General features: G+C 30.7%; 12 protein-coding genes. 6 read left to right on the top strand and 6 right to left on the bottom strand.

All coding sequences use genetic code 11. The annotated features are described in order from the left end of the window. The first annotated feature begins 1 nt into the window (after position 1). Entirely contained in the window at positions 2–1,720 is a 1,719-nt protein-coding gene (gene polX, locus NTX22_04925) for a DNA polymerase/3'-5' exonuclease PolX (protein ID MCX6149849.1), read from the top strand. Between the two features lie 24 nt (positions 1,721–1,744). Next, positions 1,745–2,278 (top strand): adenine phosphoribosyltransferase, encoded by a 534-nt coding sequence (locus NTX22_04920; protein ID MCX6149848.1) that lies wholly within the window; start codon positions 1,745–1,747, stop codon positions 2,276–2,278. A 44-nt stretch (positions 2,279–2,322) separates the two neighbouring features. Here NTX22_04920 and nagB read toward each other — a convergent pair whose 3' ends face one another. Both nagB and NTX22_04910 read right to left on the bottom strand, forming a co-directional pair. Continuing rightward, positions 2,323–3,132 carry a glucosamine-6-phosphate deaminase gene (gene nagB, locus NTX22_04915; GenBank protein MCX6149847.1) on the bottom strand — a complete coding sequence of 270 codons (810 nt, stop codon included), beginning with the start codon at positions 3,130–3,132 and terminating at the stop codon, positions 2,323–2,325. 71 nt (positions 3,133–3,203) lie between these two features. Continuing rightward, a complete protein-coding gene (locus NTX22_04910) occupies positions 3,204–4,841 on the bottom strand; it encodes an NFACT RNA binding domain-containing protein (GenBank protein ID MCX6149846.1) in 1,638 nt (545 codons plus the stop codon). Positions 4,842–5,035: 194 nt separating this feature from the next. On the opposite strand from NTX22_04910, the gene NTX22_04905 reads away from it, so the two are divergent. The 4 genes from NTX22_04905 (at position 5,036) to nagA (ending at position 9,021) form a co-directional block, all read left to right on the top strand. Then, on the top strand, positions 5,036–6,349 hold the full coding sequence (locus NTX22_04905; GenBank protein MCX6149845.1) for an MFS transporter: 1,314 nt from the start codon (positions 5,036–5,038) through the stop codon (positions 6,347–6,349). 69 nt (positions 6,350–6,418) lie between these two features. After that, entirely contained in the window at positions 6,419–7,168 is a 750-nt protein-coding gene (locus NTX22_04900) for a PASTA domain-containing protein (protein ID MCX6149844.1), read from the top strand. After that, complete coding sequence (rpe, locus tag NTX22_04895) at positions 7,165–7,830, top strand: ribulose-phosphate 3-epimerase (protein ID MCX6149843.1); 666 nt, start codon at positions 7,165–7,167, stop codon at positions 7,828–7,830. The genes NTX22_04900 and rpe overlap by 4 nt, the downstream gene beginning before the upstream one ends. Positions 7,831–7,848: 18 nt before the next feature. Next, positions 7,849–9,021 (top strand): N-acetylglucosamine-6-phosphate deacetylase, encoded by a 1,173-nt coding sequence (gene nagA / locus NTX22_04890; protein ID MCX6149842.1) that lies wholly within the window; start codon positions 7,849–7,851, stop codon positions 9,019–9,021. A gap of 58 nt (positions 9,022–9,079) precedes the next feature. Here nagA and NTX22_04885 read toward each other — a convergent pair whose 3' ends face one another. The 4 genes from NTX22_04885 to NTX22_04870 all read right to left on the bottom strand — a co-directional run bounded on the left by NTX22_04885 (position 9,080) and on the right by NTX22_04870 (position 11,708). Further along, complete coding sequence (locus NTX22_04885; protein ID MCX6149841.1) at positions 9,080–9,304, bottom strand: hypothetical protein; 225 nt, start codon at positions 9,302–9,304, stop codon at positions 9,080–9,082. A 366-nt stretch (positions 9,305–9,670) separates the two neighbouring features. Beyond that, positions 9,671–10,045, bottom strand: coding sequence for a hypothetical protein (locus tag NTX22_04880; GenBank protein MCX6149840.1), 375 nt, complete (start codon positions 10,043–10,045; stop codon positions 9,671–9,673). A gap of 8 nt (positions 10,046–10,053) precedes the next feature. Further along, positions 10,054–10,731: a response regulator transcription factor gene (locus NTX22_04875; protein MCX6149839.1), complete on the bottom strand. Its 678-nt coding sequence runs from the start codon at positions 10,729–10,731 to the stop codon at positions 10,054–10,056. Positions 10,732–10,733: 2 nt separating this feature from the next. Next, positions 10,734–11,708: a sensor histidine kinase gene (locus NTX22_04870; protein ID MCX6149838.1), complete on the bottom strand. Its 975-nt coding sequence runs from the start codon at positions 11,706–11,708 to the stop codon at positions 10,734–10,736. Positions 11,709–11,923 lie beyond the last annotated feature (215 nt).

Raw genomic sequence — 11,923 nt, 5'->3', positions numbered from 1 at the left:
AATGTCTTTTAAAAACGAAATCATTAGCATATTAGAAAATATTTCTGATCTATTAGAATTCAAAGGTGAAAATCCTTTTAAAATAAGTGCATTTAGAAATGGGGCAAATGCAATCAGATCAATAGAAGGTGAAATTGAAACTAAGGTTGAAGACAATTCAATAAAAAATGTAAAAGGAATAGGCAAAGGAATTTTATCTGTAATTTCTGATTATTATAAAAATGGGAAGTCTTCTAACTTAGAAAATCTGCTAACGGAAATTCCTGAAGGAATTTTTGATTTGTTAAAAATTAGAGGATTAGGAGCCAAGAAAGTAAAATTAATTTATAATGAATTAGGGATAACAAAAATTGATGAACTGAACATAGCATGCCAAGAAAATAAAATATCTGGCATTAAAGGTTTTGGTATTAAGACGCAAGAAGCTATAATTAAGGAGATTAAACGATTAACTTCCGCAAAAGGATTTATCCTTTTAAATGAAACCGAAGTGCAGATTGACAAGGTTTTAAAAAATTTAACGGGTATTGAACATGTTTTAAAAATAGAACCAACCGGAGATATTAGAAGGCATTTAGAAATAATTTCTAAATTGGAATTTGTAATTCTGGTTTCTGACCTTAATGAATTTCAGAAATTAATTACAAATCTTTATAGTAATTCTGAATTCATTTCAGTAAAGGATAATTATCCCCAAAATGATTTAGATTATGATAAGTTTATTTGTCTAAAAATAATTTTTGATGATACAATTCCCGTTATTCTATTTTGCACTGAAAATTCTTTCGATTTTAATCTTCTGTTATTCCTTTCCACTGGTTCAAATCAATTTTTGGAATTGGTTACTGATAAAAAATATTCAAATCGGGACTCCGAAGAACTAATTTTTAAAGAGAATAATATTGCATATATAATCCCAGAAATGCGCGAACAGCAATTTTTTCAACTTGCTCAAAATAAAAAAAAGAATTCTGATTTGTCTTTGGAAGCATTCAGAGGTTTTTTCCATTTCCATACAAATTATTCTGATGGCAAGAATAATTTGACTGAAATGGCAACCTCATTGAAAAGTAAAGGTTATAAATATTTAGCTGTATGTGATCATAGCAAATCAGCTATTTATGCTAATGGATTAAATGAAAATCGGATATTCGAACAAAAAAATGAAATTGAACAGGTGAGCAAAGAAATGAATATTCGGATTTTCCATGGAATTGAAAGTGATATTCTTGGAAATGGGGATTTAGATTATTCCTTGGACTTTTTGCACAATTTCGATTTCATAGTTGCCTCTATACACTCACAGTTTCAAATGAATGAAGTTGATATGACCAACCGTATTATTAAAGCTATTGAGAATCCGTACACAGATGTTTTAGGTCACCCAACTGGTCGCTTATTGCTTAAAAGAGACGGCTATAAACTAAACATTACAAAAGTTATCGATGCTTGTGCTGCTAATAAAGTTGCAATTGAAATAAATGCTCATCCACAGAGATTAGATTTAGATTGGAGAAATATTTTTTATGCAAGAGAAAAGGATTGTTTGTTTTCAATAAATCCAGATGCTCATTCCATCGAAGATATAGATCTTATTAAATATGGGATTATGGTAGCAAGAAAAGGTGGTATTTGTAACGATGAAGTAATTAATTGTTATGAACAAAATAAATTCATTTCATTTATTCAGAGAAAAGTTAAAAGAAATATTCAATTTTAATTTCATATAATTTTAAGGTAAAATATGAATTCAAAACAATTGGCAGATTATATTCGCAGTGTACCAGATTTTCCTAAACCAGGAATATTGTTCAAAGATATTACAACACTGTTGAAAGATAAAAACGGACTGACGCTTGTGAGTGATAAATTATTTGAGGAAGTAAAACTAAAAAAAGTAAATAAAGTTGTGGGGATTGAATCAAGAGGATTTATTTTAGGAGCTTTATTAGCTTATAAACTTAATGCTGGTTTTGTTCCGATTCGAAAACCTGGAAAATTACCTGCAGAAAAAATGAAAGAAACTTATTCGTTGGAATATGGAGAAGATGCGATTGAAATTCACTTAGATGGAATTGAGAAAGGAGATAAAGTTTTAATGCATGATGATTTATTAGCAACAGGTGGAACTATGGAAGCAGCTTGCAGATTGGTTGAAAAACTCGGCGGTGAAATAGTTCAGGTTTCTTTTATAATTGAACTAACATTTCTAAATGGAAGAGAAAAACTAAAAAAATATGATGTCCGTTCATTGGTAACTTATAATAAAGAAGAATAGCACAGATAAATTATATAATACGATTTATCTGTGCTACTTAGGAATTATAATTGTGAAGCTGGATCCAAATGTACTGCTTCAATATCTTTGAAATAATTAACAGTTCCGACTTTCAATTCAACTGTTGCTGCATCATCACATACTATGATTCCATGTGGGTGAAGTTGTAAAGCACTAACTGTCCACATATGGTTAACTCCTTCTTCAACCACTTTTGCTAAAGCTCTGGATTTGTTATGACCATTTATTATTATTAAAACCTGCTCAGAATCAAGAACAGTTTTAACTCCAACAGTCAAAGCCATCTTTGGTACTTTATTTATATCGTTTTCAAAAAATCTCGAATTTGCGATCATTGTATCCATTGTTAAAGTTTTTAATCGAGTTCTGGAACCGAGTGAAGAACCTGGTTCGTTAAAAGCGATGTGACCATCAGGACCGATACCTCCAACAAATAATTTAATTCCGCCGTATTTTAAAATTTTCTTTTCATAATCTTCACATTCTTTGTTCAGGTTTTTTGCATTGCCATTAAGAATATTCACGTTTTTCTTTTGAACATCTATATGCTTAAAAAAGTTATTCCACATAAATGAATAATAACTTTCCGGATGCTCTTTAGGTAATTCAACGTACTCATCCATGTTAAATGTAACAACATTTTTGAATGACACATATTTTTTCTTATTCAGTGCAATTAATTCTTTGTACATCCCAAGTGGTGAAGAACCGGTGGGTAAACCTAATACAAATGGTTTTTTTTCAGTAGGATTGAAATCCTTAATTGATTTGGCAACATAATTAGCTGCCCATTTAGAAACCAGGTCATAATTCGATTGAATAATTAAGCGCATAAAAGTTCTCCTATGTTTAAGTGTTTCGATGTGAAAAATACTACAGTAATACTAAAAGGTAAAGCGGAATTTTAAATATTTAATTCATCACTTAGGAATTCACAGTTGCTTGGAATTTCTGGAGGAACTAACAGTACATCCTCCTTTAGTAAATTTACTGAGCCCGGCTCCATTCCTTTACGTTTAATTACAAATTTTTTAAATGTATATGAAACGGATACAAGCTTACTTGATTTTGCCTTACTATGATATGCTGCAATAGAAGCAGCTTTTTTTAAAATATTTTTTGGGATACCTTCTTTTGTATTTTCAACTTTTAATACAACATGCGAACCAGAAACTGAACGAGCATGAAACCAATAATCATTTTGCTTTGCAAATTTTGTCGTTAACTCGTCGTTAGTTTTGCTGTCCTTTCCTACAAATAGATGATATTTTCCATCTATTAAATAATGCTTGAATCGAGATTGAGATTCTTTATTAAAGGGTTTTTGGTTAGTATTTATTTTTAAATCGCTCATTATTTTTTTATAATCTTCAATTTTAGTAGATGAAATAAATATTTCTTTCCATGTGTTTAATCTTATTAATTTCCTTTCGAGTTCAAGAAAAAGTTCACTAATATGTTTCCGATTTTCATTTTCATTTTTTGCCTTCTCGAAATAAAAATTAATGTTTTCTTTTGGAGAAAGCGATTCGTTTAACTTTATCCTAATAAGTCCCTGGTTAAAATATAAATCATCAAGCGAAATTTCAAGCATTCCTTTTTTCAAAGAAGTGATATTTGTTAGCAATAGGTTTGCTTGATTTCGATAGTGCCTTTCATTTGATGGTTGTTCCAGTCTAAATTTTATTTCATTCAACTTATCCGAAGTTTTTTGAAGTTGTAAATTTAGATGTTTGGAAATGAGTTTCTGTAGATCAACAATATTGTTTTTTTTGTGTTTTGAGGAAATAAAATATTGGACAGCTTCCAATACTGAATCGAAATATTTTCTGTCTGAACCGCTAAAGATTTGGAATGATTCAGGTGCAAGAATAAACCGCCCAAGGTTTTCATCAGAAAGAACAACAATCCTTTCCTTTCTAATTTCTTTAATAATCTCATTGAGATTAATGAAAAAGTTAGAATTTGCTTTATCTGATCTCAACTTTGTTTCATTAATAATTTCTTTTGAAATAAACGGGAATTGTTTGAGAATATCCTTTTGAAAGTTTGCTTGTTTGTCTATTGAACTTAAATCTGGCAAGTTGAATTCAGATGTGTATTTTTTAATTTGAAATTCATTGAAGATATTTTTTTGAAAAACTGAATTTGTTTTTTTAAAAGTGTGAATCAATCCATCTGAGGAAACAAGTAATATATTCGTATCTTTTCCACGAATAAAATAATACAATTCACCTGCTGATAATGAAATTTTAATTATCCTGTCATCTGTTGCAATTTCTATTCTATTTATTTTGGAAGGTAAATACTCTACAAAAAAGTTGATGAAGTTCTTCCTTGCTTTGTGAAATTCATTTTTTTGAAGAACACAGGGTTGATTTTGGTTAACCGATATAAGCAACGATTTTTCTTCCAGAATGTTATTGAATCGTAGAACTAATGTTTCTTTTTCTTGCGAGAAACATTCAAACAGTGTAAAATCCTTTAGAAGATCATTCAGTTCAATTACTAATCGATTCAGAAAAAAATAATTCTTATACATTTAGAAATTTATATCCAATTCTTGAATCAAAATTAAATAAAGAATTGTTATTAAAACAATCATTTAATATTTTTGATACAACAAATTCTTTAAGAAGAATTGTAATCCTACTTTATTCATAGTTGGTATTAGTAAGAAAGGAATATTTCTCATCAATAAATTCAATCCTAAATCAAAAGCATAATGGAGTTGTTTTGGTACTAAGAGAAAAATTTATAAATCTTAAAGATGGCTTCCATCCTTCGTTTTGGGTTGCCAATATAATGGAGTTATTTGAAAGATTGGCATATTACGGACAAGCTACAATTCTTGGATTGTATTTAAGAGATCATCTTAAGTTTAGTGAAATTGAAGCTGGGCAATTATTATCCTTATTTGGTGGATTGATATACTTGCTTCCTATATTTGCCGGTGCACTTGCTGATAAGTTTGGATTCCGAAAAGCATTTTCATTTGCATTTTTAGTTTTAGCTATCGGCTATTTTTTAATTGGTTCAACCGGTATGACTTTATTTTCAGGTTTCTATTCGAACTTTAGTTTGTACTGGACTTTATTTGTAATAATGATACTAACTGCCTTTGGCGGTTCCTTTATTAAACCAAGCGTTCTTGGAACCGTTGCCTTAACTTCCAGAAGCGAAACAAAATCACTTGGTTATGCAGTTTATTATTGGTTGGTTAATATTGGTGCTGCAATTGGTCCTCTTTTAGCATTATTAGTCAGGGATACTTTTGGAATTCAATTTGTTTACCTTGTTTCTTCAATAAGTTGTGCGCTTATGTTTATTAGTACTTTAGTTTTCTATAAAGAACCGCCTGCAAAGCTAACAGAAAAGAAAGATGATTTGATTACAGTTATTAAAAAGCTTTTTATTGTGCTTACAAATTTCAGGTTCATTATTTTCTTATTAATCTTTGCATTGTATTGGGTACTTTTCTGGCAATTCTTTATTGTAATTCCATTTTACATCGCAGATTATATTTCTCCAAATGCTCCTGTAGAATTAATAATCTCTATGGGCGCCTGGACAATCATATGTTTTCAAATTCCTATCAATAGATTAACTAAGAATATTTCTGTTAGGAATGCCATTTTAATTGGATTTGTACTTGCAGCGCTCTGTTGGTTATTTTTATTTTTTACCATTCCACTATCGCAAGGTGTATTTGTAAATATTTTATGGTGGAATAATGTCTCACTTGGAATTCCATTAATAATGTTTGCTATGTTTATTTTTTCTATTGGGGAACAAACTCAGGCTCCACGATTTTATGAGTATATTGCCAGTCTTGCTCCAAAAGGGCAGGATGCTTTATTCCAGGGATATGCTTTTTTACCAATAGCAATTGCCTGGGGATTTGGTGGAACAATTGGCGGCTGGCTCTATCATAAATTTGCAACAGAAGCAAATAATCCTGCAATGATTTTTCTAATTCTTTTTGGTGTTGGGTTACTTGCTCTTATTTTAATGGTAATTTATAACCGGATAAATAAAAATGAACAATAAATCTGTTGCCACAGGATTTATTTGGTAAATAATTAAGCATTTGATATTTTTTGATTGATGAAAAAATTTTTGAATAAAGAAAATCTTAAAAAAACAGCTTATACCTTTGGCGGGTTATTTTTGTTTATTCTGCTTTTTAATTATTTATTAATGCCTTGGTATGTTTCTGGCAGGGAAGTAGTCGTTCCCAAAGTAATTGGATTATCAGAAGAAGTAGCAAAAAATAAATTATCAGACGATGATTTGGATTTTGTGAGAGCTGGCGAAAGATATGATGAAAAGTATCCTAAGGGAACAGTTATTTTTCAAAAACCTTTAGCCGGAGCTAAGGTTAAAGAAGGTAGAAGGATTTTTCTTTTTATAAGCAGCGGGGTACCCTTTGTTAAAGTACCTTCTCTAACTGGTAAGATGTTACGCGATGCAAAATTAACTTTGGAAAGAATGGATCTTACACTTGGTGATACTTCAATGGTAGAATCGGACTTACCCAAATTAACTGTAATAGAACAACAATATTACACTGGAAGAGAAGTTAAAAAAGGAACTAAAGTTAATCTTACATTAAGCGGTGGTAAAGTCGAAGGTCTAATTTCTGTTCCAGACCTATTAGGGAAATCTTTAGCGCAATCAGAAAAAACTATTTTAGATAATAAGCTAAGCTTGGGAAGAATTAATTATCAACCTTCATTTTCATTATTACCAAATACTGTAATAGACCAATATCCAAGTAAAGATACTTTTGTTAAAGAAGGCACAAGCATCGATTTGTTTGTAACTAAAGATGTTGAAACGCCTGAAGAAGTAGAAGGAAAGAAATGAAGATTATTGCTCCATCTATTTTGAATGCAGACTTTTCTAATTTATCCCAGCAAGTAAGGTACGTTGAAATTGGTGGGGCTGATTGGCTTCATTGCGATATAATGGATGGACATTTTGTTCCTAACTTAACATTTGGACCATTGATTGTAAAGGCGGCAAATAGCATTTCAAGGCTTCCGCTTGATGTGCATCTGATGATAGAAAATCCAGATAATTATTTAGAATCCTTTGCCGTAAGCGGAGCTAAAATTATTACTGTTCACCAGGAAGTGGTTGTTCATCTTAACAGAACATTAAACCGGATTAAAGAATTAGGATTAAAAGCTGGTGTATCAATTAATCCATCTACTCCGGTAAAGGTGTTAAAAGAAGTACTTGAAATTGCCGACTTGGTTTTAATAATGTCTGTTAATCCAGGATTTGGTGGACAAAGTTTTATAGAAGCATCCTTAAAAAAAATTAAAGAACTATTCGATTTAAGAGCCAGATTAGGATTGAGTTTTATTATTGAAGTTGATGGTGGAATTACAAGCGATAACATTCAAAGTATTTCTGAAGCTGGGTGCGATGTTTTTGTAGTAGGTTCGTATATATTTAAGAACGAAAATATTTCTGCCGCAACTGCGGAATTAAAAAATATTGTGAATAGAATAATTGTATAAAATTTTGATGGTATTAAAATGAAGCTAGCTTTAGTTGGTGGAAAGATTATCACTCCCTTTAGAGTTTTAGAAAACGGTACAATCATAATTGATAATTTTAGAATATATGAACTTGGTAAAAGCGCCGATGTAAATATTCCTGAAGATTGTGAAATTATTGATGTAAGTGGAAAAATAATCTCCCCAGGATTTGTTGATCTGTTAGTGCACGGTGGTGGCGGTTTTGGTTTTGCTGATGGAACTAATGAAGGAATAGAAAAAGTTAGTGAATATTTTATTGAACACGGTTCTACTACTATGCTTGCAGCACTTTTTGCTAAGCCCCACGACCTATTATTAAATGATATTAGAAGACTTGCAAAATATATCCTTAATACTCCTGATTCAAATATAAAAGGAATCCACTTGGAAGGTCCTTTTTTAAATCCTGGATTGAAAGGAGCAATGAACGAAGATTATCTGTGGAAACCAACGGTTGAAGGATGGACTGAAATGTGGGAGGCATCGCGTGGATTAGTTAAAATGATGACTATTGCACCAGAACTTCCGGGTTCTATTGATGTAATGAGAGAAGCGGCAAACGAAGGTGTGGTTCTCTCAATTGGTCATTCTATGGCTGATTACTCCGATATTGAATTAGCAATTGATAACGGAGCTGCCCACGTAACTCATATGTTCAATGCAATGAATCCCTTCCACCATCGAAAACCTGGGGTAATAGTTGGAGCACTGCTGCGAGACGAACTAAAAATAGAATTGATTGCAGATACTTTACATGTACATCCAGCTATAATGGAACTGCTTCTTAAATTTAAAAAATCAAGTGGAATAATTTTAATTACTGACTCTATCCGCGCTGGTGGAATGCACGAAGGAGAATATGAATTTGCTGACCAAAAAGTTATTATGGAAGGCGGTAAAGCATTCCTGGAAAACGGAACATTAGCAGGAAGTACCTTAACACTACCGATGGCAGTTAGAAATATGATTAGAACTGCAGGAGCAAAAATTACTGAAGCAATCAGAATGGCTTCTTTGAATGGTGCTAAAGTTCTTAGCATTGAAGATAAAAAAGGAATATTAGCTGCTGGTAAAGATGCAGATTTAGTTGTCCTCGATGAGAATTTTCAGGTTGAAATGACAATTATTATGGGGAAAATTCGTTACCAAAGAAATCAAAACGATAAATAATCTTTAAAATCTGTAGAAAGATAAGTTTTGTTTCTAAGAGTTATTCATATCTATTTATCTATTCCAAACTTTTAACTTTTACTACTAATTGTTGCTTATCTTCTCTATCGAACATAAAGTAAATTGCAAGCAGAATTTCAAATGCAGTAGTTAAATAGAAAAATAGCAATCCTGTTTTTATATCTATCATTATAAATAGAAATTTTGCTATTAAACTTGCTTCATACAGCAATAATGCGAGATGAAAAAACAATATTGAATGATTTTCTTGAAAAAATACCATTGTCCGCTTTGCAAACACAATAAATATTGCTAAATGAATCAGAGACATTATAAACCAGAGATAATTTATAGGTAACTTGATTGACAAAAAAGTAATTATTAACAATGAAAAAAATATTAATAAATAATTTTTTACCGTCCCTTTTTCGATTATTACTGACAGCAAAGATAATATTGAAATAATTATAAAGGTCTTTGCCGGTAACCAATGAAAATTGTGCCCCATAAATAGAGTAAGTGGATCTGAGATAGCAAGAATATAAAAATAATAGAAATACTTGCTTTTGTACTGCCTGAATGGAGGCAATGTCCAAACTAATATGTTTATATTTATTATTATTACTGTAAATAGCATAATATTTATAATTTATTCACAATATGGTGGGCAGCCAACTCCGAACTCAAGAGTAACTGATCCATTTGTTAAACTAATTATGTCATTATTCCTTTTTTCAATAAATACAGTTTCGCTTTTTCCTTGATTAAGCAATTCGTTTATTTTAGAAACACTAAAAACTCTAAATACAATATCATTGCCTATAACCTGTCCGGCAGGATACAGAGTTTTTCTTCCATTACCTAAAATAAATAGATCACCATCAATAATATTAAACATCAATAAATCAGTAGTAGCGTTGATAAATTGAGTTAGTTCTATTTTAGTTATTGAAACACTTAATATTGCCGTTCCATAAATAGTATCAGCTTCACTTGTTGAATAAATTTGACCATAACTTGCCATGCATTTTCCTATAGATCATTAGCTGTAGTATATTGAATAGCAAATTTAACTAAAGATGGTAAAGATGCAATATTTAATTTTGACATTATTTTTGCACGATCATGATCCACTGTTTTTTTTGTAATATTTAAGCATTCAGAAATTTCTGCACTTGTTAAACCATCTGCAATAAATTTTAATATTTTTATTTCTCTATCTGTTAATGATGCTGTACTTACAGAATTATTATTGTCTTTATTGGAATTGTATTTATCCATTAACTCGGAAAGTTCCATTGATGACCAATTATTACCGAAATATTTAAATCCGTCAGCCACTCTTCTAATTGCAAAAGCTAACTCACCTTTCATAATATTTTTACCAATTAATCCTTTGGCGCCAATACTATTCGCTTTGTAGATATATTCTTCACTATCAAACATTGATAAGAACAATATCTTAGCATCGGGATCTTTTTTTAAAATCTCTTTAGCAGCTTCAAATCCGTTTAATTTTGGCATGGCAATATCGGTTAATACTATATCAGGATTCAGTATAAAATATTTGTCTATTAACTCTTCACCATTATCCGCTTCGCCTAAAACAAAAACATCTTTAAGTTCTGTAAGCAGGTTAATCAATCCAGCCCTAACCAGGATATGATCTTCTGCAATAATTAATCGTATATAATTAGTAGTTATACTCATTTTTATTTAATAGGAATTTCTATGAATAGAATTGTTCCGCTGTCAATAGTAGAATCAATTTTAAATTTGCCATTTTCACTTTCTACTCTTTGCTTAATATTTAATAATCCAAATCCCTTGTAAGTGTTTTGGAGTGCAGAATTAAATCCAACACCGTCGTCTGAAATAATTAGTTTTAGGTTTTTTTTAGAGTTGTATAACAATTGAATATTAAATTCCTTTGCCCTGGAGTGCTTTACAATATTATTCAATGCTTCCTGCGTTATCCTGTATAGCATTAATTCCAATTTTTTATCTAATCTGATTTCAAAATTATTAATATCAATACTACCTTTTATTCCACAATCAGATTCTATTTTACTGCAAAGAGAAGTTAATGCGGTACCAAGCCCCATTTCTTCTAAAAATTTTGGTTTAAGATTATAGATAATCTCTTTAATTTCACTTATAGTTGATTCCAATATTTCATTTGTATTTACTATGTCTTTAGAATTTTCATTTATGGAATAGTTCTGAACTATTTTATCTAAATTAATTTTTAATAAAAGCAACTTCTGACTAATGTTGTCATGAAGCTCTGAGGCTACCAGGTTCCTTTCCTGTTCAACTAATTGCTGAATATGATTTGACAGCTCCAATAATTTTTGTTTTGATTCCTGCAATTCGTTTTCATAATCCTTCAACGTAGTAATATCATGGAAATAGGCGTGTGCAACGTTAATTTCAGAAATACCACGCAATAAAACATTATAATGTGTTTTATTTATATGTTTTTGAAAAACGATCGATTCATTTTTTTCAATCAGTTCATTAAGTTCATAATTAATCTTCGGAAAAAGATACTCCACTGTTTTACAATTGTTGTTGGTATTCGTCTCCTTAATTATGGTTTTTCCTGCTTTATTTGTAGATATAATAGAACCATTTTTATCTATGCTAATGATTGGATCAGGATCTAATTCAGGGAATAAAGCCATTAGTTTTGCACTCTTCAATTCAAGCGTATTCTTTTCTTCAATATATTTTTTTTGCTGCGGAAGTATAATGTATTTATTAATTCACAAATAGCACCACATCGTGCACACTTTTTAGTGATACTATTAAAGCAAGAGATCGTGCACGAACATCCCCATGGGGATGTTACCGATGTTTAGTAAATAATTAATTGCACAACATCGTACACACCTGCCTA

It is taken from the genome of Ignavibacteriales bacterium (genome assembly GCA_026390815.1).
Lineage (GTDB): Bacteria > Bacteroidota > Ignavibacteria > Ignavibacteriales > SURF-24 > JAPLFH01.
The sequence above is the reverse complement of the archived record's forward strand: the minus strand, read 5'-3'. Positions and strand labels throughout refer to the sequence as shown.

Coding starts and splice junctions, on each gene's coding strand:
- polX (MCX6149849.1), top strand. CDS start 2: ATGTCTTTTAAAAACGAAATCATTAGCATATTAGAAAATATTTCTGAT.
- NTX22_04920 (MCX6149848.1), top strand. CDS start 1,745: ATGAATTCAAAACAATTGGCAGATTATATTCGCAGTGTACCAGATTTT.
- nagB (MCX6149847.1), bottom strand. CDS start 3,132: ATGCGCTTAATTATTCAATCGAATTATGACCTGGTTTCTAAATGGGCA.
- NTX22_04910 (MCX6149846.1), bottom strand. CDS start 4,841: ATGTATAAGAATTATTTTTTTCTGAATCGATTAGTAATTGAACTGAAT.
- rpe (MCX6149843.1), top strand. CDS start 7,165: ATGAAGATTATTGCTCCATCTATTTTGAATGCAGACTTTTCTAATTTA.
- nagA (MCX6149842.1), top strand. CDS start 7,849: ATGAAGCTAGCTTTAGTTGGTGGAAAGATTATCACTCCCTTTAGAGTT.
- NTX22_04885 (MCX6149841.1), bottom strand. CDS start 9,304: ATGGTATTTTTTCAAGAAAATCATTCAATATTGTTTTTTCATCTCGCA.
- NTX22_04880 (MCX6149840.1), bottom strand. CDS start 10,045: ATGGCAAGTTATGGTCAAATTTATTCAACAAGTGAAGCTGATACTATT.
- NTX22_04875 (MCX6149839.1), bottom strand. CDS start 10,731: ATGAGTATAACTACTAATTATATACGATTAATTATTGCAGAAGATCAT.
- NTX22_04870 (MCX6149838.1), bottom strand. CDS start 11,708: ATGGCTTTATTCCCTGAATTAGATCCTGATCCAATCATTAGCATAGAT.